Annotated in this window: 24 protein-coding genes; 7 read left to right on the top strand and 17 right to left on the bottom strand. The window is 71.3% G+C overall.

Features of this window, described 5'->3' with window-relative positions:
* The first annotated feature begins 2 nt into the window (after nt 1-2).
* Nucleotides 3-461: a carboxymuconolactone decarboxylase family protein gene (locus tag F4559_RS03980; protein ID WP_184666219.1), complete on the top strand. Its 459-nt coding sequence runs from the start codon at nt 3-5 to the stop codon at nt 459-461.
* Nucleotides 462-524: 63 nt separating this feature from the next.
* Here F4559_RS03980 and F4559_RS03975 read toward each other — a convergent pair whose 3' ends face one another.
* The gene (locus F4559_RS03975) at nt 525-815 is read right to left on the bottom strand and encodes a DUF6959 family protein (protein WP_184666218.1); all 291 of its coding nucleotides are present in this window, start codon (nt 813-815) and stop codon (nt 525-527) included.
* 43 nt (nt 816-858) lie between these two features.
* Here F4559_RS03975 and F4559_RS03970 point away from each other — a divergent pair, with 43 nt between their 5' ends.
* Nucleotides 859-1,299 (top strand): hypothetical protein, encoded by a 441-nt coding sequence (locus F4559_RS03970; protein ID WP_184666217.1) that lies wholly within the window; start codon nt 859-861, stop codon nt 1,297-1,299.
* Nucleotides 1,300-1,335: 36 nt separating this feature from the next.
* Here F4559_RS03970 and F4559_RS03965 read toward each other — a convergent pair whose 3' ends face one another.
* The gene (locus F4559_RS03965) at nt 1,336-2,199 is read right to left on the bottom strand and encodes a LysR family transcriptional regulator (protein WP_376774622.1); all 864 of its coding nucleotides are present in this window, start codon (nt 2,197-2,199) and stop codon (nt 1,336-1,338) included.
* Nucleotides 2,200-2,308: 109 nt separating this feature from the next.
* Between F4559_RS03965 and F4559_RS03960 the strand changes: the two genes are divergently transcribed.
* Together F4559_RS03960 and F4559_RS03955 are read left to right on the top strand one after the other, a co-directional pair.
* Nucleotides 2,309-2,665, top strand: a complete 357-nt coding sequence (locus tag F4559_RS03960) for a hypothetical protein (protein WP_184666215.1) — start codon at nt 2,309-2,311, stop codon at nt 2,663-2,665.
* A complete protein-coding gene (locus F4559_RS03955; RefSeq protein ID WP_184666214.1) occupies nt 2,662-3,504 on the top strand; it encodes an NAD(P)H-binding protein in 843 nt (280 codons plus the stop codon). The genes F4559_RS03960 and F4559_RS03955 overlap by 4 nt, the downstream gene beginning before the upstream one ends.
* Nucleotides 3,505-3,519: 15 nt before the next feature.
* Here F4559_RS03955 and F4559_RS03950 read toward each other — a convergent pair whose 3' ends face one another.
* Nucleotides 3,520-5,169, bottom strand: a complete 1,650-nt coding sequence (locus tag F4559_RS03950) for a serine/threonine-protein kinase (RefSeq protein WP_184666213.1) — start codon at nt 5,167-5,169, stop codon at nt 3,520-3,522.
* A 63-nt stretch (nt 5,170-5,232) separates the two neighbouring features.
* Nucleotides 5,233-5,466 (bottom strand): hypothetical protein, encoded by a 234-nt coding sequence (locus F4559_RS03945; RefSeq protein WP_312865469.1) that lies wholly within the window; start codon nt 5,464-5,466, stop codon nt 5,233-5,235.
* 239 nt (nt 5,467-5,705) lie between these two features.
* Between F4559_RS03945 and F4559_RS03940 the strand changes: the two genes are divergently transcribed.
* On the top strand, nt 5,706-6,425 hold the full coding sequence (locus F4559_RS03940; protein ID WP_184666212.1) for a phosphatase PAP2 family protein: 720 nt from the start codon (nt 5,706-5,708) through the stop codon (nt 6,423-6,425).
* Between the two features lie 78 nt (nt 6,426-6,503).
* A complete protein-coding gene (locus F4559_RS03935) occupies nt 6,504-7,298 on the top strand; it encodes a hypothetical protein (protein WP_184666211.1) in 795 nt (264 codons plus the stop codon).
* Here F4559_RS03935 and F4559_RS03930 read toward each other — a convergent pair.
* The gene (locus tag F4559_RS03930) at nt 7,287-7,835 is read right to left on the bottom strand and encodes a hypothetical protein (protein WP_184666210.1); all 549 of its coding nucleotides are present in this window, start codon (nt 7,833-7,835) and stop codon (nt 7,287-7,289) included. The genes F4559_RS03935 and F4559_RS03930 overlap by 12 nt on opposite strands.
* A 94-nt stretch (nt 7,836-7,929) precedes the next feature.
* Here F4559_RS03930 and F4559_RS03925 point away from each other — a divergent pair, with 94 nt between their 5' ends.
* A complete protein-coding gene (locus tag F4559_RS03925) occupies nt 7,930-11,019 on the top strand; it encodes an AfsR/SARP family transcriptional regulator (protein ID WP_184666209.1) in 3,090 nt (1,029 codons plus the stop codon).
* On the opposite strand, the gene F4559_RS03920 is transcribed toward F4559_RS03925, so the two are convergent.
* From F4559_RS03920 to F4559_RS03865, 12 genes are all read right to left on the bottom strand, one after another.
* Nucleotides 11,003-11,749 (bottom strand): ABC transporter permease, encoded by a 747-nt coding sequence (locus F4559_RS03920; protein ID WP_184666208.1) that lies wholly within the window; start codon nt 11,747-11,749, stop codon nt 11,003-11,005. The two genes, F4559_RS03925 and F4559_RS03920, sit on opposite strands and share 17 nt — an antisense overlap.
* Nucleotides 11,746-12,672 (bottom strand): ATP-binding cassette domain-containing protein, encoded by a 927-nt coding sequence (locus tag F4559_RS03915; protein ID WP_184666207.1) that lies wholly within the window; start codon nt 12,670-12,672, stop codon nt 11,746-11,748. Before F4559_RS03915 ends, F4559_RS03920 begins: the two co-directional genes overlap by 4 nt.
* A 16-nt stretch (nt 12,673-12,688) precedes the next feature.
* A complete protein-coding gene (locus F4559_RS03910) occupies nt 12,689-13,513 on the bottom strand; it encodes a DUF4097 family beta strand repeat-containing protein (RefSeq protein ID WP_184666206.1) in 825 nt (274 codons plus the stop codon).
* A gap of 13 nt (nt 13,514-13,526) precedes the next feature.
* On the bottom strand, nt 13,527-14,753 hold the full coding sequence (locus F4559_RS03905) for a cytochrome P450 (RefSeq protein WP_184666205.1): 1,227 nt from the start codon (nt 14,751-14,753) through the stop codon (nt 13,527-13,529).
* A 406-nt stretch (nt 14,754-15,159) separates the two neighbouring features.
* On the bottom strand, nt 15,160-16,347 hold the full coding sequence (locus F4559_RS03900; protein WP_281386541.1) for an IS701 family transposase: 1,188 nt from the start codon (nt 16,345-16,347) through the stop codon (nt 15,160-15,162).
* 482 nt (nt 16,348-16,829) lie between these two features.
* Complete coding sequence (locus F4559_RS03895; RefSeq protein WP_184666203.1) at nt 16,830-17,147, bottom strand: STAS domain-containing protein; 318 nt, start codon at nt 17,145-17,147, stop codon at nt 16,830-16,832.
* Nucleotides 17,144-19,081, bottom strand: coding sequence for a glycogen debranching protein (locus F4559_RS03890; RefSeq protein ID WP_221447133.1), 1,938 nt, complete (start codon nt 19,079-19,081; stop codon nt 17,144-17,146). The genes F4559_RS03895 and F4559_RS03890 overlap by 4 nt, the downstream gene beginning before the upstream one ends.
* Nucleotides 19,078-20,862 (bottom strand): AGE family epimerase/isomerase, encoded by a 1,785-nt coding sequence (locus F4559_RS03885; protein WP_184666202.1) that lies wholly within the window; start codon nt 20,860-20,862, stop codon nt 19,078-19,080. Before F4559_RS03885 ends, F4559_RS03890 begins: the two co-directional genes overlap by 4 nt.
* Nucleotide 20,863: 1 nt before the next feature.
* Nucleotides 20,864-21,463 carry a DJ-1/PfpI family protein gene (locus F4559_RS03880; protein ID WP_184666201.1) on the bottom strand — a complete coding sequence of 200 codons (600 nt, stop codon included), beginning with the start codon at nt 21,461-21,463 and terminating at the stop codon, nt 20,864-20,866.
* A 116-nt stretch (nt 21,464-21,579) separates the two neighbouring features.
* On the bottom strand, nt 21,580-22,062 hold the full coding sequence (locus tag F4559_RS03875) for a Cif family virulence factor (protein ID WP_184666200.1): 483 nt from the start codon (nt 22,060-22,062) through the stop codon (nt 21,580-21,582).
* A 28-nt stretch (nt 22,063-22,090) separates the two neighbouring features.
* Entirely contained in the window at nt 22,091-23,716 is a 1,626-nt protein-coding gene (locus F4559_RS03870; protein ID WP_184666199.1) for a thiamine pyrophosphate-binding protein, read from the bottom strand.
* A gap of 4 nt (nt 23,717-23,720) precedes the next feature.
* Complete coding sequence (locus tag F4559_RS03865) at nt 23,721-24,548, bottom strand: type 1 glutamine amidotransferase domain-containing protein (protein ID WP_184666198.1); 828 nt, start codon at nt 24,546-24,548, stop codon at nt 23,721-23,723.
* Nucleotides 24,549-24,551 lie beyond the last annotated feature (3 nt).

Below are 24,551 nucleotides of genomic sequence, written 5' to 3'. Positions count from 1 at the left end.
GGATGACCAATCCCGCCTACGTGATCCCGGAGGCGGGGCAGGCGATCGGGGCTCTGCTGCGGGCCGTCCGGCAGGACGTCGTGCCGCTGGAGACCCTGATGCCGGCCGCCGTGCGGGGCAGCCAGGTCAACGGCGGCAGTGCCTGTCTGCACGCGGACGTCGTGGAGGCCAGGAAGGCCGGTGTGGACGACGACCGGTTGGCCGCGGTGGCGGCTTGGCGCGGGTCGCCGTTCTTCTCCGCGGCCGAGCGGGTGGCGTTGGCGCTGGCCGAGTCCGTCGCGCGGATGAACGACCGGTCGTCGGACGCCGTTTCCGACGCGTTGTGGGACGAGGTCGTCGCGCACTACGACGAACGGCAGCGCGCGGTGCTGATCCTGTGGATCGCCACCGGGAACCTGTTCAACACCGTCAACAACGTGATCAAGGAGCCGGCCGGGACGACCTGGGGTCCGGGCACCTGACCGGACGTACGGCACCGGCGGCCCGAGCGCCGGTGCCGTGCAACCGGAGTCCGAAGTGGACGGTCATGGCCGGCCGGGTCGCCCTCCGGGGAAGTAGGGCAGCTCGAAGCCCTGCTCACGGGCCGCTTCCTGGTACACCAGGAGCATGCCCCGGATCGTCTCGGACACCTCGGCCAACGCGTATCGCGCGTCGTCGACGTCGCCGCCGTCCCAGCACTCCGCGAACTCCTCGACGGCCTCCTGGAGGATCTTCAGCGAATCGCCCTGGATCGCCAACGCGGGAAAGTTCCGATGGTCGAGGTGCACCACGGCGTAGTTCCCCGACACCGAAAGGAGCTTCACACCCAGAGTCACCACTGCCTCCTCGAACGGACGCGGCCAGGGGAGAATGGCGGTCATGTACTACCTGGAAGCGGTCATCGCCGACCGACAGACGTTGCGTGGACTGGCCGACTCGGTCGAGCATGCATGGATCGTGGACCTCGGGCAAGGTCTTTCGCTGCTGCCCCTGACCGATCCGGTCCTCGAGGCCGGGTTCCGGAAGGAGCAGGCCGGGTTCGCCGGGAGGTTGGCGGCGTGGTCGGCGAACGGTCCGGTGGCGCATGTCGACGCGGACTTCTTCGGTGGGCTCGGGACGCAGTACGCGCAGGTGTGGCATCTCGGCGAGGTGGTCCTCGGTCCGTTGCACGCCGCCGAGGGCGAACCTACGCCCGAGGCCGGCAGTCCGATCTCGCAGGCCCTTCGGCGGCTCGGTGCGGTGAAGGGCGACCACGTCGACGAGTTCGACGCGGTCGGGCTCGGGCGGCACCGGCGGACGGACCACTGGGTCCCGGCCTGAACTCCCCGGGAGAGACGGGATTCCCCGAGTCCCGGCTCACCGGGGGAAGTTCGCCACCAGGTAGTCCCGCAACACGGCCACCCGGGACGGCAGGTGCCGGTCCGACGGCACCACCAGGTGCAGGGGCCGGCCCTCGGCGTGGTGGTCGGGCAGCAACGGCACCAGCAGACCGGCGCGCACCGCCGGTGCCACGGACGGTTCGGGCAGCAGCGCGATCCCCGCGCCGGCCACCGCCGCCCGCCGCACGAACGACAGGTCGTCGGCCGCCAACGGTCCCGTCACCGCCACCGACACCTCTCCGCGCGGCCCGTGCAGCAGCCACCGGTCGACGTCGCCGAACCGCAGGCACAGGTGCCCTTCCAGCTCGGCGGGTCGCTGCGGATTCCCCTTGCGCGCCAGGTAGACCGGCGACGCGAACAGCCGGAACCGGGTGTCCTGGAGGCGGGTCGCGCCGCGTCCCCCGGCACCGCCGCGCAACGCCAGGTCGAACCCGCCCTCCACCAGGTCCGCCGACGGCGACAGCGCCACCTCCACGCGCACCTCCGGGTACCGGGCCAGGAACGCCGCCAGCAGCTCCGGCAGCACCTCGGCGCCGACGTCGGGTGGCGCGGCCAGTCGCACGACGCCGCGTGGCGCCTCCCGGCTGTCGGCCGCCGCACCGGCCGCCGAGTCCAGTTCGGCCAACGCCACCGAGACCCGCGCGTGGTAGGCGCGTCCGGCGTCGGTCAGCGCGAGCGACCGCGTGGTGCGGTGCAGCAGCCGCACGCCCAACCGGTTCTCCAGTCGGGCCACCCGGCGGCTCACGGACGACTTCGGCATCCACAGCACCCTCGCGGCGGCGGAGAAGCTCCCCGCCTCGACCACGCGGACGAAGACCGCGACGTCACCCAACTCTTCCACGGGCACCATTGTTCCACCAGCGGAACAGTCCGTTCAGATTCCGGTCACTAGTGCACTTCGGACAACGCTCATAGCGTCGGAGGCGTCCCACGGAACAAGGAGCGCACCCGTGCCCCGAACAACCCTGGTGGCGAACGTCGTCCCGGCGTACGTCATGCCCGCCGCCATGAGCTACGCGAGCGCGCTCGCCCTGGACGACCACCGGCTGGCGGCGGCCTCGCTCACCACGATCGCCGTCCCCTCGGCACTCGCCGCGCTCGCCGTCACCTTCGCGCCACGCGGCGGTCGGCGGGTCGTCCGCATGCTGCTCGCCGCCGTGCTGTGCGCCGGTCTGGCGTTCGCGGCGAGCCTCGCCCTGGTCCACACCGGACTGGCCGCACCGACCCTGTTCCTCGACGCCGTGCCGTCGGCCGCGCTCGGCGGCGTCATCACGGCCGCACGCACCTACCGGAAGAAGGAATCATGATCCTCGTCATCGGCGGCACCGGCACCACCGGACGTGCCGTCCTGCGTTCCCTGTCCGTACCGACCCGGGCCCTCGTCCGCCGACCGGGCGGCCTTCCGCCGGGCGTCGAGCAGGTCGTTGGCGACGCGGCCGACCCCGGCCCGTTGCGGGCCGCGCTGACGGGCGTGTCCGGCGTGTTCCTGGCCATGGGCAACGGACCGCGCCAGGAGGCCATCGAACTCGGCGTGGTCGCCGAGGCCGCCCGCGCGGGCGTCGACCACCTGGTGAAGCTGTCCGCGCCGTCGGCCGCCGCCGACTCGCCGGTCGCGATCGCCCGCCTGCACCATCGCGTGGAGGAGGCGGTGCGCGCGTCGGGGATCGCGCACACGTTCCTGCGGCCGTACGCGTTCTTCCAGAACCTGCTGTTCCACGCCGAGCGCGTCCGCGCCGTCGGCTGGTTCCCGGCCGCGACCGGCGACACGCCGCTGAACATGGTGGATGCGCGGGACGTGGCGGACGTGGCCGTCGCCGCCCTCACCCGCCGGATCACCGGGACGCACCTGCTCACCGGCGCCGAGGCGGTCTCCTACCCGGAGGTCGCGGCGCGGCTCACGGCCGCGGGCCGGCCGACCCGGTGCGTCACCGTCACCCCGGACGAACTGCGTGCCGACCTGCGTGGTGCGCCGGACTGGCTGGTGGAGCACGTGGTGGAGATCCAGCGCCTGGCCACCACCCACCCCGAGCGGCCGAACGACACCGTGGCCCGACTGCTGGGACGTCCGCCGCGGCGGCTGGACGACTTCATGGCCGAGCACGCGGGGGCGTTCGGCGGTCCGATCAGGACCGACTCCACGGCGTGACGGCTTTCCGTCGGCTCATTTGCCGAGCGGGTAGACCTTCTCCACCTCGCCCTTGAGGTTGGCCCGCAGGTAGCCGCCGCCGTACTCGTTGGCCAGGTAGACCCGGACCGTCGCGATCTTGTCGATCAGGCCGGTGTCGATGATGACGTAGCGCATGGTGGGATTGGGGACGTTCAGCTCCTTGTTCGCCTGGTCGAACAGCGCGGGCAGGGCGTCCCAGTTCACGTCGTTCAGGTCGAGCGTCACCTCGTCGGCGTCCACCCCCTTCGGGCCCTGCCTGGTGGCCTTGCCGTTCGAGTACGCGAAATTGTCGTAGCCGTTCTCGACCGCCGCCGTCGGGGCCACGGCCGACGCGCGTTCCGACCACAGCGTCAGGTCGGTGACCTTGGTGCCGCCCATGACCTTGCTCAGCGCTTCGACGACCTTGCGGGCGCCGGCCGGCGTGAGCAGGTCGTCCTTCGCGGGCGTGGCGGCCGTGGTCTTGGGGCCGGTGGGCAGGGCGACGTCCGTCCGGCCGCCGTTCTGCGGGGCGGCGGTCGACCCGGTCGACGGGTTCGCGCCGTTGTCCGTCCCCTTGCCCTCGACCAGCTTGATCACCAGCAGCGTGGCCGCGACGACCGCGATCACGCCGATCAGCGAGAACACCACGGAACCCGTCCGCCGCTTGGGCGTCTGCGGCACCGGCGTCGGGTAGGACGGCGGGTGGATGCTCGGTCTCGAGGTCGGACCGGACGGCCACTGGGCGTACTGGGGCTGCTGGGGTCCGCTCGGCGGCCCGGGGAACGGGAACCCCGCCGGGGTGGGCGGGCCGAGGGGCGGTGCCTGGTCGCGTTCGGCCGCCGCGAACATCTGGTCGAGCACGTCGCCGGTCGGCCGGCCGGCGGGGTCGGCGCGCAACGCCGCGTTGAGCGCCGGTGCCAGGGCGCCCGCGCGGCGCGGCGGCGGGACGGGTTCGGTCATGACGGCGGCGAGGGTCGCCATCGTGGTCGCCCGGCGCATCGGGTGGATGCCCTCGACGGCGACGTACAGCAGCATCGCGAGCGACCACAGGTCCGACGCGGTCTGCGTCTCGTCGCCACGCAGCCGTTCCGGCGCGATGTACTCCGGGGACCCGATCACGTCGCCGGTCGCGGTGAGCTGGGTCGAGCCGTGCAGGGCGGCGATGCCGAAGTCCGTGAGCACGGCGCTGCCGTCGGTCCGCAGCAGCACGTTGCCGGGCTTGACGTCGCGGTGCATCACGCCCGCCGAGTGCGCCGAGCGCAACGCCGCGAGCACGTCGCGCCCGAGCCTCGCCGCCTCGGCCGGGGTGAGGACGCCTTCCCTCAGCCGCGCGTCCAGGGACGTGCCGCGGACCAGCTCCATGACGATCCACGGGTACGGCGAGTCGGGCGACTCGATGATCTGGTAGATCGACACGACGTTCGGGTGCTGCAGCCGGGCGAGCGCACGAGACTCGCGCAGCACACGTTCGCGCAGCTGCGCGGCCATCGCGGGGTTGCTCTCGATCTGGTCCGCGTCGGCGGGCCGGACCTCCTTGATGGCCACCTCGCGGTGCAGCCCCAGGTCGAGGGCACGCCACACCGTCCCCATGCCGCCGCTGCCCAGTCGACCCAGCAGCTCGAACCGGCCGTCGAGGATCCGTCCGGTGTGCTCTCGCTCAGACACCGCGCCACGTTAGCAACCGACCGGCGGCGGCCGGGCGGCCATGCGCAGGTAAAGGGGTGCGCGCTACAGGTCCGGCCAGCCGCGACCGAGGTGGGCGAAGGCGGTGTCGAGCGCGGCTGTCGGGTCCGGTTCGGTGCCGGCGAGGTCGGGGATCTCCAGGACGTAGCGGACGAGCAGGCGCAGGGACAGGTCGTCGGCGGCACGGCCGGTCTGCTCGGCGATGACGTGCGCGAGCGTCGTCTCGCAGCCCGTCCACAGTGTCCTGGCGTAGTTCCGCAGCGCCGGTGTGGCGACCACGAGCGCGGTGATCCGGCGCGTCCGGGGGTCGGGTGCGGGCGCGAACGGTCCGCGCGTGGCCAGGAAGTCCCACAGGGTGTTTGGTCGGCACCGCGCTCGCCGCCGACCTGTGGACCGCGTCCGTCGAACTCACCGGCCTCGACCCGTCCGCCGACAATCCGTTTCACACAAATCTTATTCCGCCGCCGGTGTGCGCATTTCCGTCCTGCGCATTCCACTTCGCGCGTACCTTGTCGCGTATGCCGCTCTTAGCTGTCCGACGCGAACGTCCCCTGTGGTATTTCGAAGTCCCGCTGCTGATCGCCGGGTATTTCCTGTTCGGTCTGATCCGGGCCGCCGTCGACCGCGGCGATCCGGCGGCGACCGACAACGCCCTGCGCGTCCAGCGGCTGGAGCGGTTCCTGCACATCGCGATCGAGTACCCGCTCAACCAGGCGATGCTCGACCACCCGGTGGCGATCCACGCGACCGGCTACTTCTACCGGCTCAGCATCCTGGCCGTGCCGGTCGTCCTGATCTGGCTCTACCTCACCCGACCGGCGCGGTACGGCCGACTGCGCACCGTCCTGGTGGTGACGATGCTGCTGGACCTGCCGTTCGTGTGGCTGTACCCGGAGGCGCCGCCGCGGTTCGCCCTGGCGGGCATCGTCGACTACATGGCCACGTACGACATCCTTTTCAGCGCGGAGTCCCGCATTCCCCGGCCCGGCGTGAACCTGTTGGCGGCGATGCCGAGCATGCACGTCGCGTGGACGACTTGGTGCGGTTACGCGGTGTGGAGTGCGCTGCGTGAACGCGCTCCGCGATTGTCTTTGTTCGCGTGGGTGTTCCCACTCTTGACCGCTTTGGTCGTCCTGGTCACGGGACACCACTACGTCGTGGACATCGTGGCGGGTGTCACGCTGGTGGGAGTCTCGATCGGTTTGACCACCTTGGTGAGAAAGCGGACGAGCGCCTGAGTTCGTCCGGCGGACGTGCGTCGGCGGTGGGATCGTCCCGAACCGGACCCCGATCCCGGACCACTGCGAGGTGGACGCATGCCCCGGTTCCGACTTGTCGAGGTGTACCCGGTGGCCGGAGGCTGGAGCCGTCCGTGGATCGACGACCCGGACGCGGACGACTTCGCCAAGGTCTCCAGGGGCATTTGCGACCTGTACAGCACCCACCTCGCCGAGGCCGACCTGCGGCACGCTGTGTCGGCCCTGCGAATCTTCGTGGGCGACTACGTCCACCCGGACACGCCGGCCGCCGGGGACGGGCACGCCGGCGTGCTGTCGCCGACCTCGACGGACCGTCCCGAGGGTTACGAGCACGCGACCGTACGCGTGCCCACCGGCTTTGCCGCATGGCCACTCGGCGACCGGCAACGGGTGGTGCTGGACGCCGTACATGAAGCCGCTCTCGGGGTCGCGACGCTGCGGGGGTGGGAACCTGACGCCTTCCAGCGGGCGCGGAAAGCGGTCGAGTCGGCGGACTTCACGTTCACGTGGACCGGTCCGTGGAAGTCGTCGCCCGGTCGGCGGTGGCGTGCCCGCTGCGCCTTCCGCAGCCTGCCGGACGGTTTCGGGCGGTTGGTACTCGAAGTGGCCGGCCCCGAAGACGAAGCGGTCTGCGCCACCTCGTCGGAGCAGATCGCCTGGACGACCATGGAGAGCTACCGGCGGGCGGCCAGAACCCTTCGGTGGGCGACGGCCGCTCGACTCGAGGTGATCCCATGCGTGGTACTGGGCTTCGCCGGTGACAAGTTCGTCGCCGAACTCACCGCCGAGGCAGGACGATTGCGGCTCGACGACGTCCAGGCGGCGGCACCGTTCGGGTCTTCACGCGCCTGACGGACCTGCGATGATCCCCCGCCTGCGCGGGTCGTAACCCTCCGGTGCGACGAGTTCGGGGAACGTCTGGCGGACCACGATCCTCAGCGCCATCGTGCCGTCGTTCTCCAGCAGGTCGACGGCGAACCGGCGGTCCGGGTACGCGGCGGCCAGACGCGCTGCCCAGGCCTCCCGCAGAACCACGCCCAACGCTTCGTGGCTCGGGTCGTAGACCTCCGCCGGACCTCTCAACATGCGGAACAGGTGCGGCACCTCGTAGAAGTTGAAGCTCGCCACGTAGTCGACCCACGACAACGCGGGCCAGTCCGGGTGTACGAAGGGCGTCGGACGTCCCATCCGTTCCGCGAAGTCCTCGCTCTCGTTGCCGTCGAGAGCCAGGAACACGGCGCCGTGGCGCTCGATCAGTGCCGGCCAGATCAGGTACGAGTACATCAGCGCCTGCACCGCGTCTCCGGTCTCGGAGACGTACGCGGCCGGATGATCGGTCTCCACGTCCCAGTCCGGAAATGATCTTCGGAGGATCTCCGGGGTGTCCATCGCATCACGCTCCCTGTCGGTGGGGCTGATCGTCCCCAAGCATCCGGGACGCCTGCGCGGCGGGGTTTCGATCGTGCGTGGCAAAATCCTCCGAGTGCAGGTCAGGGTGCTGGGACCGTTCGAGGTGCGCACGGCGGACGGTGTTCTCGTCGACATGCCGGGCGCCCGGTTGCGCGGGTTGTCCGCCGCCCTCGCCCTCGAAGCCGGACGGGTGGTGCCGAAGGCCGCGCTCGTCGACTGGATCTGGGGCGACAGCCCCCCGGCCGACGCGGCGAACGCCCTGCAACGCCTGGTTTCCCGGCTGCGCAAAGTCCTCCCGGAGGGGATCGTCGAAGGCAACACGGACGGCTACCGGTTGCGGATCGCGGTCGACGACGTGGACGCCCTTCTGTTCGAGCGGCTGGTTCGCCGGGCCGACGGGAGGCGTGAAGCACTCGCGCTGTGGCGTGGCACGGCCATGCAGGACGTCGGCCTCCAGGACAGCGAGGCGTTCGACGCGGCCGTCACGCGGCTCGAAGGGTTGCGGCTGACCGCGCTCGAAGACCTGTACGACGCCGAAAGCACCCCCGAGTCGATCACCGAACTGACCGACCTGGTGGCCGCGCACCCCGTGCGGGAACGGCTCGTCGGCGCGTTGATGCGGGCCCTGGTCGCGTCCGGCCGGGACACCGAGGCGTTGGTGGTCTACCAGCGCACGCGGGAGACCCTCGCCGACACGCTGGGGGTCGACCCCTCCCCCGAGCTGTCGGCACTGCACGTCGCGCTGTTGCGGGGCGAGCTGGGCCATCGGGAGGAGAGCCGCAAGACCAACCTGCGCGCCGAGTTGACCAGCTTCGTCGGCAAGGAGGCCGACGTCGCCGCGGTCCGCGCCCTGGTCGGCGAACACCGGCTGACGACGATCATCGGGCCGGGTGGTTCGGGCAAGACCCGGTTGGCCGTCGAGACCGCGCGCACGCTGCTGGGCGAGCTGCCCGACGGCGCCTGGCTGGTGGAACTGGCCGCCGTCGGACCGGACGGTGTCGTGCAGGCGACGCTGACCGGGCTCGGCCTGCGCGACACGTTGCTCGGCGGCGGGTCGGGCGCGGACCTGACCGACCGGCTGATCGCCGCGATCCGCGAGCGCGGCGCCCTGCTGGTCCTGGACAACTGCGAGCACGTGATCGAGTCGGCTGCCGCGTTCGCCCACCGGGTGCTGGGCGAGTGCCGTCGGCTGCGTGTCCTGGCCACCAGCCGGGAACCGCTGGGCATCACCGGCGAGGCGCTGTGGCCGGTCGAGCCGTTGGCCCTGCCCGGGCCGGACGCCGACGCCGCCACGATCGCGGCCTCGCCCGCCGTCCGGCTGCTGCGGGACCGGGCCGGTGCGGTGCGGCCGGACTTCACCGCCGACGCCGCCACGATGGCGCGGGTCTGCCGTGCGCTCGACGGCATGCCGTTGGCGATCGAACTGGCCGCCGCCCGGTTGCGCACGATGTCGGTCGACCAGCTCGCCGCCCGGCTCGACGACCGGTTCCGCCTGCTGACCGGCGGCAGCCGGACCGCGCTGCCCCGGCACCGGACGTTGCGCGCGGTCGTCGACTGGAGCTGGGAGCTGCTCACCGACGCCGAACGGGCGGTGCTGCGCCGGCTCGCGGTGTTCTCCGGCGGCGCGGGCCTGGAGGCGGCCGAACGCGTCTGCGCCGGCGACGGGGTCGACCGGTGGCAGGTGCTGGAGCTGCTCACATCGTTGGCCGAGAAGTCGTTGCTGCGCAACGACGACGACGGCACGCCGCGCTACCGGATGCTCGGCACGATCAAGGAGTACGCCGGGCACCGCCTGGTCGAGGCGGGCGAGGCCGACGCGACGCGCCGGGCGCACCTCGACCACTTCACCGCGCTGGCCGAGACCGCCGAGCCGCACCTGCGCCGGGCCGAGCAGGTGGAGTGGCTGGCCGTGCTCCACGCCGACCACGACAACATCCGGGCCGCGATCCGCGGCGCGGTCACGGCCGGCGACGCCCACGCGGCGATGCGGCTCGCGGCCGGCGCCGGCTGGTACTGGTGGCTGGGCGGGCACAAGGCCGAGGGCCTGGAATCGATCACCGCGGCCACCGGCCTGTCCGGCGAGGTGCCCGACGACATCCGGGCCACGGTGTACGCGCTGGTCGTGCACTTCCTCAACTCCGGCCGGGGTGACGAGCACCTGGCCGCGAAGTGGATCCACGAGGCGTACCGGTACAGCCGGGACGTCCCGCGCGGGCGGCACCCGGCATTGCGGTTCATCGAGGCGCTGGAACGCCTGGTGCGGACGCCGGACGCCGCCCTGGTCGCGTTCGAGCCGCTGCTCGACGACGAGGACCCGTGGGTGCGCGCCCTGGCCCGGCTGCACCTGGGCAAGATGCGGGTCGTCCTCGGCCAGGGCGGACCGGACGTCGACGCGTACCTGGAGACGGCGCTGGCCGAGTTCCGGGCACTCGGCGAGCGGTTCGGCACGGGGTTCGCGCTGACCGAACTGGCCGACCGGACCGCCACGCGGGGCGGGTTCGCGCGGGCGTGCGAGCTGTACGACCAGGCCATCGCGGTCGTGACCGAGGTCGGCGCCGCCGAGGACGTCATCCGGATGCGGTCCCGGCAGGCCCAGCTCCACCGGCTGCTGGGCGACGAGGACGCCGCCGCCGCCGCGCTCGCCGAGGCGCAGCGGTGCGCGGACCGGGTCACCTGGCCCGACGCGCTGGCCGAACTCGCCTTCGTGAAGGCGGAACTCGCGCACTGGGACGGCGACGCGCGGGAGGCCCGTCACCAGCTCGGCGTCGCGAAGTCCCTGCTGGCGGACCTCGCGGACGGGCCGCACTACCGCGTGGTGACCCACGACCTGCTCGGTTACCTGGCCGACGACCCCGAGGAGGCCCGTGCGCACCGCACGCAGGCCTGCCGGGCGGCGGCCGAGGCCGGGCACGCGCCGGTGATCGCGCGGGTCGTCGTCGGGGTCGCCGACCTGGCACTGCGCGACGGGCGGTACGAGCAGGCGGCCCGACTGCTGGGCGCGAGCGACGCCGTGCGCGGACTGTCGGACCGGTCCGACCCGGACGCGACGCGGATCGGGCAAGCCGTGCGCGACGGCCTCGGCGAACCGCTGTTCGCCGAGGCCGTCGAGGCGGGTGCGCGGGCCGACTGGCACGACCTCGTCGCCGTCACGCTCGCTTGGTGAACGTGGCGCGGGCCCACAGGTAGCCCACCAGGGCGATGCCGACGCACCAGGCGAGGGCCGCGGCGACGTCACCGGCCCGCGGGGCGCCGGCCAGCAGGCCGCGCACCGTCTCGATGATCGACGTGAACGGCTGGTACTCGGCGAACTCGCGCAGGACCGGCCCCATCTTCTCGGCCGGGACGATGGCGCTGCTGAAGAACGGCAGCATCACCAACGGCACCGCGCCCAGCCCCGCCGTCTCCGGGGACTTCGCCGCCAGACCCAGCGCCACCGTGAACCAGCCGGCCGCGACGGCGAGCAGGACCAGGACGCCGAGCACGCCGAGCCAGTGCAGGACGTTCGCCGACGGGCTGAACCCGAGCAGGAAGGCGACGCCGAGCACCGCCCCGATGGCGATCAGGTTCGTCAGCACACTGGCCACGACGTGCGCGGTGAGCACCGCGCCGCGCGGGACGTCCATGACCTTGAACCGGTTGATGATGCCCTTGGTCATGTCCGAGTTGACCGACGTCGCCACGGAGCCGAGCCCGTAGCAGACGGCCATCAGGAGCAGGCCCGGTGTCGCGTAGTCGACGTAGTCGACGCCGACGGCGAACGCGTCGCCGAGCATGTAGACGAACATCAGCATGACCACGACCGGCATCAGCACGGCGTTGAACACCGACGTCGGGTTGCGGGCGATGTGCGTGAAGTTGCGGCGCAGCATGACCATCGAGGGGGACTTGCTCATTTCGCGGCCTCCGCGGTACGGCCCGTCAGGGCGAGGAAGACGTCGTCGAGGTCGGGCGTGTGGACCGAGAACTCGACGGCGTCGAGCGAGTGCTCGGCGAGCCGGTCCAGGAGAGCGCGCAACGGCTTCGTGCCGCCGTCGCCGGGAACGTCCAGGGTCAGCGCCTCACAGTCCTTTGTGGACTCTGTGAACAGGGTCGCGGCGGCGTCGAGTTCGGCGGCCGTGGCGAACCGGAGCCGAACGTGGCCGCCGGGCACCAGTCGCTTCAGCTCGGCGGGAGTCCCTTGCGCGACAAGGCGTCCGCCGTCCAGCACGGCGACCCGGTCGGCGAGCCGATCGGCCTCTTCGAGGTACTGGGTGGTGAGGAAGATCGTGACGCCGTCGGCGACCAGCCCGCGGACGATCTCCCACATCGTGCGCCGGCTGCGCGGGTCCAGACCCGTCGTCGGCTCGTCCAGGAAGATGATCCGCGGTCCGCCGACCAGCGTCATCGCGAGGTCCAGCTTGCGGCGCATGCCGCCGGAGTAGGTCGACACGGGCTTGCGCGCCGCCTCCACCAGGTCGAACCGCTCGAGCAGCTCCCCGACCACCCGCTTGCCGTCGGGCAGGCGCTTGAGGTCGGCCACCAGCCGCAGGTTCTCCTGCCCGGTCAGCAGGTCGTCCACGGCCGCGAACTGGCCGGTGACCCCGATCGCCGCCCGCACCGCCCTGGTGTCGGTGGCGATGTCGTGCCCGGCGACCCGCGCCGTGCCCGCGTCGGCCTTCGTCAACGTGGTCAGCACGTTGACCGTCGTCGTCTTGCCCGCACCGTTCGGTCCGAGCAGGGAGAAGATCGTGCCCTGGGGAACGTCCAGGTCAATGCCGTCGAGGACGACTTTGTCCCCGAAAGCCTTACGCAGACCCGAAACCGTGATCGCGGTCATGGAAGTGCCTTTCGTGTCAGGCATCGGCGCGGTGGACGACGATGTCGTTCTTGCGCGTGCGGGCGTAGACCTCGACGTCGGCCGGCCCGGCGTGCGTGGGCAGGGAGTCGCGCACCGAGCCCTTGGTGCTCGCGGCGTCCACCCGGGCGGTCACGCCCTCGGCGATGCCGACCTCGATGCCGCCCGAGGCGTTGAGCAGTTCGGCACGACCACGCGTGAGCCGACCGATCCGGATGGGGCAGTCGCCCGCCGTGGCGACGACGTCACCCTCGGCGGTCCCGATCTCGAAGGCACCCTGGGCACCGCCGAACCCGACAGCCGACCGGGCGTGGCCGATCCGGACCTTCCCGGTCGCGCCGACGTACTTGACGACGCCGTCGACCTCGTCGATCCCGATGCCGGCCGAGCCGCCCTCGATGTCGACGGCACCGGCGACGTGCCCGATCGCGACCTCGCCCGCGGCGAGCGACGCCCGCAACGCGCCGATGCGGTCGAGCCGGACCGTGCCCGACGCGACGTCGAGCACGCAGTCGCCGAGCGGGCCTTCGGCGTGGACGTCCGACCACGCCGTGTTCAGGACCAGCCGTGAGCCGACCGGCACCTCGACGGCGATGACGACCGACCCGTGCCGACCGCCCGCCTTGACGGTCTCGACCGTGAGGGCACCGGCGGAGAAGCCGACCTTGGTCTTGGCGGCCACCTTCATGTCGGACGCGCTCGTGGCGTCCACGGGTTCGACCAGCACGACGGTGTCCGTCCGCTCGCTCGCGGTGACGCGCACGAGCGCACCGGCCGTGGTCAGGGTGGCGGTGACGGGTGCGGGGGTGGGGAACGTGGGCATGGCTGATCTCCTCTTATTCGGACCAGGTGACGGGCAGCGCGTGCACGCCGTAGATGTTCATGTCGGACTTGAGCGGAACCTCGCCCGCCGGAACGGCGAGCGCGAGCGTCGGGAACCGACGCAGCAGACCGGCGAACCCGGCCCGCATCTCCAGCCGCCCCAACTGCTGACCGAGGCACTGGTGCACCCCGTGACCGAACGAGAGCTGACCTCGCGCATTACGCCGGACGTCCAACGCGTCGGGTTCGCCGAACCGCAAGGGGTCACGATTGGCGGCCAGCAGCGAAACGACGACGGTCGACCCCTGACGGATCGTCTCGCCACCGACCTCGACATCCTCGGTCGCGTAGCGATAGAAGATGTCGGCGACGGACAGATAGCGCATGAGTTCCTCGACGGCACCCGGAACCAGATCGGGCTCGGCACGCAACGCCGCCGCCTGCCCCGGGTTTTCCAGGAGCGCGAACGTGCCCAACGCCAACATGTTCGCCGTGGTCTCATGGCCGGCGAGCAACAACAGGAAGGCGATCCCGGTCAGCTCCTCGACCGTGAGATCGTCCTGCCGGGCCAGATCGGACAGCAGATCGTCACCGGGTTCGGCACGCTTGTCCACGACCAGACCCGCGAGATAGCCGGTCAACGCACCGAACGCGGCCATCTTCTCGTCCAGGGACTGATCCTTGACCAGGAACTTCGCCGAGTCGGCCTGAAACCCGGCCCGATCCGCGTAAGGCACGCCGAGCAGTTCGCAGATCACCAGCGAAGGCACCGGCAACGCGAACACCTCGACCAGATCGACCGGTGGCGCGAGCCGGGCCATTTCGTCGAGCTGCCGCTCGACCACGTCGACGATGTGCTGTTCGAGCTGCTTCATCCGCTTGACCGTGAACGCACCGGTAAGCCTGCGCCGCAACCGCCCGTGATCCGGCGGGTCCATGGTGATGAACAGCCCGGGAACCTGCGGCGACGGCTCCGTGGCAACCGGCATGCCCGGCGTCTCGTAGGGCACGTGCACCACACCGAGGTCCTGCCGCGAACTGAACCGGGTATCGGCGAGAACCTGCCGGACGGCGTCGTACCCGGTGACCAACCACCCTTCGTGACCATCGGGAAAAGCCAGAGGACTGACCGGCCGGACCGAGCGCAACCGGGTAATCCGACTGGGCGGGTCAAAAGGCCCCGCATCACGCTCAAGAGGCAAACCGTGCGGGATCCCCGTGGAGCTGCTGTCGTCCGTCATGAGAGCAACGATCAACCGCAAGACCGCCACAGCCCTGACACGCCACTGACACGCCCCCTGACACCACGACCGGTCCAGCCACCACCCCGGGACCCGAACCCCGAACGCGAGACGCCCACCTTTCGGCGGCCCAACGCACGCCCCACGATCGCCACCGCACAACTCACGGTGCCTGAGTGCACAACTCACGGTGCCTGAGTGCACAACTCGCGGTGTCTGAACGTATGACTCGCGCGGACGAGGAAAGAACCGCCCGGGTTCATCGCGGGCTCGCGCGAGGACGGCGACCTGACGTCCGTGACCCGGACGTTCGTCCTGGGCTGACGAGCCCGGTCCGCCAAGCCCGGTCGGACGGGGCGCGCTTTCGGACGGCCCCACCCGTCCGAAAGCGCCGCGGGCGAGCCGATCAGGACGGCCGCCGCTCCTGTCGGCGCGGTGCGGCCGTCAGCCTCGCGAAGGTGTACGCGGCGGACACCAGCGTCATGTGGTGGTGCCAACCCCGGTACGAACGCCCTTCGAAGTCCAGCAGCCCGAAGTCGGCCCGCAGGTCGCGCAGGTCCGCCTCGGTGCGTTCGACCAGTGTCCCCAGGGAGATGACCTCGGCCGCACGCAGGTCGGTGCGGTTGGTCAGCCAGAGCTTCGACCGGCCGCCCTGCCAGGACGTGCCGACCAGTTGCAACGTCGCGCCACCCCGCCCGCCCGGCAGTCGCACGGGCACGGAGACGGCGTGCGTGGCGCGGTGCCTGCCGTCGACGCCGGGCGTCCACGTGACGACCTGGCGGTGCTTGACGTCCGCGCCGCGCAGGCAGTCCCGCACGCGCAGCAGGTGCGGCCCGGATCGCGGGCCGCCGGAGGGCCGCACGGCCGCCAGGTGCGGACCCGGCACGACCTGGAGCATGTCCGACACCTCGAACACGAAGTCCGTCCCCAGTTCGGACAGCCGGGCCATCAACCGGTCCGCGTCCGGCGTGTGGCGCAGGTCGCCGACGACGGGGACCCGGTCGATCCCCCAGTCCGCGACCTCCTCCACGACGTCGAGCGCGTACCGCCAGGCGGGCTGCGCACGGACGGTGGCCGGGATGTAGGCCCGATCCCGCCGCCGCTCGTCCGTCGTCCACCGTTCGGTGAGCTGAATCCGCCAATCCACCGGAATGCTCGCGGCCTCCCCGGCCAGGAACAGGCCGGTGGCCAGTTGACAATTGATCGCGCGCCCCTCGCTCGGCACGAACCTGCGTTCCACGCCGACCGAGTGGTCACCTCTTTTAGGAATGGTCGTGTCGGCGATCACCCACGCCCGGGGCGCGAGCAACCGCTCCGCTTCCGCCGCTATTTCCGACCGGACTCCACGCCACTCCCACGGACTCTGGTTGATGAATTGCTGCAATGATTGCGTTACCGGTAACTCCAGGACCTCCTCCGCGATACGACGCACGGTCTTGCGACCGCGACCCAGCAACAGCCCCCTCAGGTAGACCTCAGCCCATCTCCGCTGGTCAGAGCGCGGAAGAGAGCTGAACTTGGCCTGCGCGAAGTGTGTCACCCCATCATTCTTGGCAAGCGAAAGAGCAGTGCGAAGACTGTCCTCGACCACCAGCGACCCCCGAAAATGCCACTTACCGTACACAATCGATACTCCATATGGGCAACGCCCACGGCAAGCACTACTACGAAAAGTTGCGACGATCTCGTGAAGTCCACTCCCAGAGCTATCACCAAATGCATAATCAGGTGCTCACGCTTGGTAGCGAACCTGTTTGCGAGCCACCCGTACGTATACTTTCACCATCGACGCGAACTGCGGCTAAGCCACCCCGAGAACTATCCTCGGACTACGAGGCGATCACCCAGCGTGACGAATTGAGACACTGTCGGCGCGGACCGCCGCACACCGCCCGGACGGGGCGGGCCGGCCACGCAGCGCAACTTGGTTGACTGCTCAATCACCCGGCCGGCCCAGGGCGAATTCCGGCCCGGACGGATTCCGGGTGAACGCGAGGTTTCGGGCACCGGACAGACTCCGACCGGATCGGCCGGTCCTTTGTGAAACATTTCCCGCCCGGTGCCCGACTAATTCGATCAAGAGCTTCCGGGCGAGAGGGAAACGGCCTGGTCGAACCCGGCCAACCGGATGATCTCGACTACTTCGGGTCGGGCGCCGACGACGATGATCGGCACGCCCGAAGGCAACGACTGTTGTGCGAACGCCAATACCCGGACGCCCGCCGACGACATCGCGGACAATCCGGTCAAATCAAGCACCAATCGTGCCACCGGCCCGGCCGCGGCCCGTTCCACCAGCGACCTGAGCACGGGCGCGGTCTCCGCACCCAGCTCCCCGCTCGCGAACACCGTGGCCGTCTGCCCGGTGAACCCCAGGTACGCCTCGAACGTCATCGTGGTCCTCCCCCGCCCGGCCGTGCCTCCAGCACGACCACCGACTTGCCCACCGCGATCAATCCGGTGACCGGCACGCCGGTCACCGGCCCCCCGGTGTCCACCGCCGGGTACCACCGCGTGCCGCCGGGCGGCTCGGGCAACCGCACCGCCGCCTCCGCGAGGTCGCTGTTCGCGACGACGAGCACCGCGTCGTCGCCCGCGCGCGACTCGGCCACCAGCAACCGCGAGTCGGCCGACCAGTCCGGCCGCCCCGGCTCCGCGCCGTGCCAGCGAAGGCCGTCCGAGTCGGGGTGCGCCGCGCGGCGCAACACCGGGTGCCGCGCCCGCAGCGCGAGGAGCCCGCGCACGAACGCCACCAGGTCCGCGTTCTTCTCCGCCGCCGACCAGTCCACCCAGGTCAGCTCGTTGTCCTGGCAGTACGCGTTGTTGTTGCCGCGCTGCGTGCGGCCGAACTCGTCGCCCGCCGTCAGCATCGGCACGCCGTGGCTGACCAGCAGCAACGTCAACGCGTTGCGCGTCTGCCGGGCCCGCAACGCCAGCACGCCGGCGTCGTCGGTCGGCCCCTCGACGCCGCAGTTCCAGCTCTCGTTCGCGTCGTGCCCGTCCCGGTTGTCCTCGCCGTTGGCCTCGTTGTGCTTGTGGTCGTAGGACACCAGGTCCGCGAGTGTGAAGCCGTCGTGGCAGGTCACGAAGTTCACCGACGCCCGCGTGCCGCGGCCGGCGTAGAGGTCCGGCGAGCCGGCCAACGCGGTGGCCAACTCCCCGGTCGACCCCGGCCGGGCCACCAGGAACCGGCGCAGCGCGTCGCGGTAGCGCCCGTTCCACTCCTGCCACCGCCCGTGGTGCGGGAACGACCCGACCTGGTAGAGCCCGCCCGCGTCCCACGCCTCGGCGATCAGCTTCACGTCGGCCAGCACCGGGTCCGCCGCCAGCTCGGCGAGCAGCGGCGGGTCGGCCAGCGGGCCGCCGTCGGCGCCGCGGGTCAGGATCGAGGCCAGGTCGAAGCGGAACCCGTCCACCCGGTACTCGGTCACCCAGTGCCGCAGGCAGTCCAGGATGAAGCCGCGCACCACGGGGTCGTTGCAGTTCACCGTGTTCCCGGTGCCGCTGAAGTTGTAGTAGGCGCCGTCCGGCGTCTTCAGGTACCAGAAGTCGTCGAGTCCCTTGAACGACAGCACGGGCCCCCGCTCGTCGCCTTCGGCGGTGTGGTTGAAGACCACGTCCAGCACCACCTCGATGCCGGCCGCGTGCAGATCCCGCACGAGTTCCTTCAGCTCACGCGGCGAGCCGTACGAAGCCTTGGGCGCGAAGAACCCCACAGTGTGGTAGCCCCACGTGTTGAGCCTCGGCGGGCCGCCCGCGATGTCGGTCTCGTCGAACTCGGCGATCGGCAGCAGCTCGACGCAGTTCACGCCCAGCTCCCGCAGGTACCCGATCCGCTCGCGCAGTCCGGCGAACGTACCCGGACCGTCCACTTCGGACGACGGGTGCCGGGTGTAGCCGCGCACGTTCAGCTCGTAGACCACCAGGTCCTCGGCCGGGATGTGCGGCGGCCGGTCGTCGCCCCAGTCGAAGTCCATGTTCGGCACGCGGGAGCGGTAGCGCGGACGCACGCCCCACTCCTCGCCACCGGCCAGCGCCTTCGCGTACGGGTCCAGCAGCAGCTCGTCCCGGCCGGCCACGCGGAACGCGTAGTGCACCAGGTCGGGATCCAGGCCCAGCACGGTCATGGTGAACAGGTCGCCCACCCGGTAGTCGTCCGGGAACGGCAGCTCGGTGAGCACGTCGCCGCGTTCGGGGTCCAGCAGCACCAGCCACATCCCGCCCGCGCTGCCCGACCGCACCCCGAACGACACGCCGTCCGGCCCGACGACCGCGCCCGGTTCCGCCACGCCGGGGCCGACGCGGAAGCCGTCCAGCCAGCGCGTCACGACCGCTCCACCGGCACCAGGCGGGCCCGCACGGTCACCGGTCCCGCGCTGTCGGGCAGCCGGACCGCCATCGCGTCGGCGTCGAAGTCGCGGTACGGCTCGCCGTCGACGAGCACGCCCTCCAGCCGCACCCGCCCGGCGGGCAGCACGTCCGGCGCCACCCGCAGCGACCGGTCCGGGAAGTCGGCGTCCGCCCGCGGGCGGAACCACAGGTCGAGTGGTTCGCCGCGCACCAGGAGTCCGTTGTAGACGGTCGCGAGGTAGCACAGCTCGGCCGAGTGGTACATGCTCATCGAGTGGCTGCCCTTGAGCCGCTCGGTGCCCATCAGGTACGGGATGCCGTCCGCCAGCACGTTGAAGTACACGCCGCCCTCGTCGTGGTCGAGGAAGAACGCGTTGTAGAACGACTGCGCCTCACGGGCGTGCGCCAGCCGGCCGGCGTCGCCCCGGTGCCCCGCCAGCACCAGGTAGGCCAGGATCGCCTGCTCCTGCTGCCACCACGCCTTGCGGTCGTGCCAGACGAAGTCGTGCGGCGCCTGTCTCCGCACGAGGTCGTACCACCCACCGCGCAACGGGTCGCGGCCCACGTCCGGCATGGTGTCGGCGAGCCGGTCGGCGAGCCGGGCGTAGTCGTACTTGGGCAGCGCGGCGCCCATCCGCGTCAGGTTCCAGGCGATCTTCAGGTTGTGCCCGACCACGGCCCGGTCCTGTTGCCAGCCCCACGACCGGTCCGGCGCCCAGTCGGCGTGGAACCGCTCCTGGACGAACGGGGTGTCGCGGTCGGGGAAGTGGGACACGATCATGTCGAACGTGTGCTCCAGCATCCGCAGGTGCCGCTCGTCGCCGGTGGCCAGGTAGAGGTTGAACAGGTACGCGGGCGCGTGGTCGCCGACCGAGTTCCAGTTCTTGCGCGACCGGTTCGCGCCCAGCGAGTCGTGGTGCGGGCTCAGGGTCACGGGGTCGATGTGGGAGTAGTAGCCGCCCAGCACGGGATCGGCGAAGAAGCGCTCGAACAGGCGCATGGTGCCGTCGATGTCGGCCTTGATCGCCGGGTCGCCGGTCACCCGGTAGTTCTGCACCAGCCCGGCCAGGGCGTAGATCTGCTCGTAGGCCGGGATGGCGTGGTAGTCGTCGTCGAACTCGGAGGTGAACAGCTTGCGCTCGCGCCCGCCGTCCACGTCGACGCCGTGGTACCAGTAGGTCACGTCCTCGTCGGTGTCCACGAACCGCATGTGGTCGCGCAGGTACCGCGAACCCCGGTCGGCGACGGTGAGGAAGTCCTCGTCGCCGGTGAGCATGTAGGCGCTGGCCATGCCGTAGACCAGCCGCGAGATGGTGTCGGTCTCCTGGACGTGGCGGCCGTTCTTGTCGCCGCCCAGCCGGATCTGCGTGCGGTAGTCGGCGTAGTCGACCTCGCCCGTGCCGAACTGCGCCCGGCGGTAGAACCGGGCCAGCTCGCGCACCTGGTCGATCCACCAGTCGGGCCGCTCGAACACGTGCTCGTCCGCGCCCTCGCCGACGAACGTGACCTGCGTGGCCTGCCGGCGGCCGTCCGGGTAGACCGGGCCGTGCGCGAACACCAGCCGCCCCGGCGTGGCGAGCAACTCGGCGAGCCGGCCCGTGACGTCGTGGTAGGGCTCGCCGAGGTTGCGCACGACCTGGGCCGACGTGGTGTCGGTCAGGTGCAGGTCGACCGACGTCCCGTCCGCCAGGCGCAGCCGGAAGTGGCCGTCCCACGCGGATTCCAGGCGGCCGAACGCGGTGTCGGAGTACGAGTGCATGTCAGCGCTGCCGGGCGACGAGCTGCTCGATCACCGTGCGCGCCAGCAGGTTGCACTGCTCGACCGTGCGCGAGGTGACCAGGTCCCCGTCCACGACGACGTCCTGCGCGGTGTACACGGCGCCCATGTTGCGCACGTCGCCGACCAGGTTGTTGTGGCACGTCACCGCGCGGTCGCGGATCAGCTCCGGGACGGCCGAGAGCAGCAGCAGGCCGTGGCACGAGAACGCCTTGACCAGGTTGGGCAGCCGGAACGCCCGGCGCATCACCTCGACGGCGGGCGCGAGCCGCTGCACGTCGTCGGTGTAGCGCAACCGGTCGGAGACCATGCCCGAGGGCACGATCAGCGCCGAGTACCGGGACAGCTCGTCGTAGTCGAGCCGCTCCAGGTCCCCGGTCACCTCGATCGGCGCGCGCTGCTCGTGGCCGGTGAACGTCAGGGACTCGTTGCCCCACAGGCGGGTCAGCAGCTCGACCCGCGCACCCTCCTCCTCGAACCGCTTGCGGTAGTAGGAGATCTCCTCCTCGACGTAGTCGCTCTCCATCAGGATGCCGATGCGCCTGCCCGCCAGTCGGCCGGTCGCCAGCACGTCAGTGGTCATGGTCCTTCGCCTTCGCTGGGAATCTGGTGGATGACCCGTCGAGGGCCGGGAGCCGGGTGGGGCTCCCGGCCCTCGACGGTCGGCCGCCGGTCGCCGCCGGCGGCCGGGGATCGGCGCTACGCCGCGGCGCCCAGGCCGGTGGGCCGGGCCGCACGCGGGGCGACCGATCCCGGGACGGGGGTCGGGCCCCCGAGGACACAGGTGCGCAGCCGGGGTTTGCCGTCGTGCCAAGGCACCACCGACCACCGCTGGGTCGACTCGCCGCCGACCCGCGTGCTGCCCGCGGCGGGCGGAACCCAGACGCTGGCCCGCCAGTCCACCCGGACGAGCACCTCCGCGTGCCGCGGCGACACGACCCGCACCCGCACGTCGTGCGCGCGGTGGGTCTCGTCGAAGTAGGTGGACACCCGGTCCGCGTGCCAGGCCCGCAGGCCCTCCCGGTCGCGCACGGTCGCCCCGGGCAGGTGCAGCACCAGCCCGATCGGGGCGAGGAGTGCCAGCAGCACGTCCGCGTCGTCGTGGCGGTCCAGCGCGGCGAACCAGTCGCGCACCAGCCCGCGGACCGCACCGACGTCGACCGGCCGGTCGAAGCCCCCCATGTCTGCCCGCCCCCTGTCGTGTCGTGACCTAGTCGATGACCAGGTCGATGAGATAGGGACCGTCGTGGTTCAGCATCGCCTCCACGGCGGTGTCCACCTCGTAGAGCTTCTCCACCCGTCGGCCCGGGACGCCCATGGCGGCGGCGAGCCCCGTGAAGCCGAGTTCCGGAGTGGACAGGTCGAACGCGGCCGGGAACTCGTGCGGCGTGATCCCCTGCTCGGCCCAGTACTGCTCGATGTTCTGGTCGAGCAGGTGGTAACGGCGGTTGTCGCAGATCACGAACTTCGCGCCGATGCCGTAGCGCGCCGCCGTCCACAGCGCCTGGATCGTGTACATCGAGCCGCCGTCGCCGGTGAAGGCCACGACCGGCAGCTCCGGCGAGGCGAGCTTGATGCCCAGCGCGCCGGGGATGCCCACGCCCAGGGACCCGCCCCGGGTCTGGAAGAACCGGCCGGCCTGTCGTGGCGGCAGGTACTTCGCCAGCGGCGGCGACGCGGTCAACGCCTCGTCGAACACCACCAGGTCCTCCGGTGCGCGGCCCGCGAGCCGCCGGACGAACCGGTCGAGCACGCTGTCCTGCTCCAGCGGCGGCTCCGGGAACACCGGTCGGGTCGAGGAGACCGCGATCGGCGTGCTCGGCGCGAGGCCGGGCCGCTGCCGGTTGATCTCCGCGTTGAGCGCGGCGAGCGTGAGCTTCGGGTCGGCCACGAGACCGAGGTCGACCGGGAAGTTCTTCGCGATCTCGTACGCGTCGAGGTCGACGTGCACGATCTTCGCGCCCGCCTTGAAGGGGTTCTCCAGTGCCGGGAACACCTCGGGGAAGACGTAGGTCCCGACGATCAGGACCGAGTCCGCCTCGCCGACGACGCGTGCGCTGGTCTCGCCGAACATGTGGCCGAGCTGCCCGCCGAAGAGCCGGTGCGTGGCGTCGAAGTTGAACTCCGAGGAGTTCACGCCCCACACCTTCGCGCCCAACGCCTCGGCGACCGCCGTCAGCTCCCGTTGCGCACCGCTCGTGGCGACGCCGTCGCCCATCAGGATCAGCCGGTTCCGCCCGGCCAGCAGCGTGGTCGCGGCCTCCGCGACCAGCGCCGGTTCCGGCACGACCCGCGTGTCCGGGACGGACGTGGGCACCGCGGGCTCGGAGTTCGGTTCGTCGAGCACGTCGGCCGGCAGCACGACCACGACCGGGCCGCGCGGCGGCGTCATCGCGATCTTCACCGCCCGCCGCAGCACGCGCAGCACCGACGACGGGTCGACCACGCGGGTGGCCCACTTGGTGACCGGCTCGGCCATGCCGACCAGGTCGACCGCCATCTGCCCGTCCATCGCGTCGTACTTCACCCCGGCCTCGCCGACCACCACGACCAGCGGCGAGCCGCCGCGTTTGGCCTGGTAGAGCATGCCGATGCCGTTGCCCAGGCCCACCCCGCTGTGCAGCTGGACCAAGCCGGGCCGCTGCGTGGCGCGGGCGTAACCGTCGGCCATGCCCACGGCGACGCCCTCGTGCAGCGAGAGCAGGTACTCGATGTCGGACGCGCCGCCCGCGTCCAGGAAGCCCTGCTCGACGGTGCCCGGGTTGCCGAACATGTACTCGATGCCGTCGGCCGCGAACTGCTCGAAGATCGCGGCCCGGCCCGGCCTGGTGGTCATCGCGTTACCAGCCGAACCGGCGCAGGCCGTTCTCCAGCACCTGGACCAGCAGCTCGCCGGCCGGGGTGGAGTCGGGCGTGGAACGGGCGGTGACGAACGGGTAGTCGACGATCACCGAGGTCTCGCGGCCCACGTTGCCGTGGAAGCGGCCGACCGGACCGGTGGCGTCGCGCAGGATGTACTCCAGCGGGTACGGCGGCGGGCCCATGTTGAACTCGACGCCGACGAAGCCGGTGCCGTCCTTGTAGTCGTACTCCTTGGGGTGCCCGGTGACGTGCTTGTTCTGGATGATGCTCGTGCGGCTCTCCAGGTCACGGGCGAACGCGAGCACCGCGACGCCGTAGCACTCGGCGAGGATCGGCTTGTCGGCGGCGACGAAGCCGAGCACCAGCTCGTGCAGCCGCTCGTTGTTGGCCAGGTCCACGATCGGGCCCGAGCCGCCGACGATGGTCAGCGCGTCGAAGCTGCCGACCAGGTCGGCGACCGCGCCGTCGAGGCGGCGGTTGTACTCCTCGACCTCGCGCAGGTGGTTGACCGCGCTGTAGTACGGCCGCTCGGGGACGAGGTCGGCGAGGCTCAGCGGGTTGTCCAGGCGGGGGGACGCGTCCAGTTCGCGGGCACGGCGGGCCATGTCCGGCGTGGTGACCGAACGGCCCAGCGGCGGGTCGACGTAGCCGGCGTCCAGGCTCGGCGGCAGGGCCTGCGGGCGGCGGCCGTTGGGCGTGATGAACGTGACGCGGTAGCCCGCGGCGTCGAACGCCTCGACGGGACCGACCAGCTCCTCCCCCCAGTAGCCGAACTCGGACAGGACGACCAGCATTCGCTTGGTCATTGG

The organism is Saccharothrix violaceirubra, assembly GCF_014203755.1.
GTDB lineage: Bacteria > Actinomycetota > Actinomycetes > Mycobacteriales > Pseudonocardiaceae > Actinosynnema > Actinosynnema violaceirubrum.
This window is presented reverse-complemented; position numbering and strand designations above follow the sequence as displayed.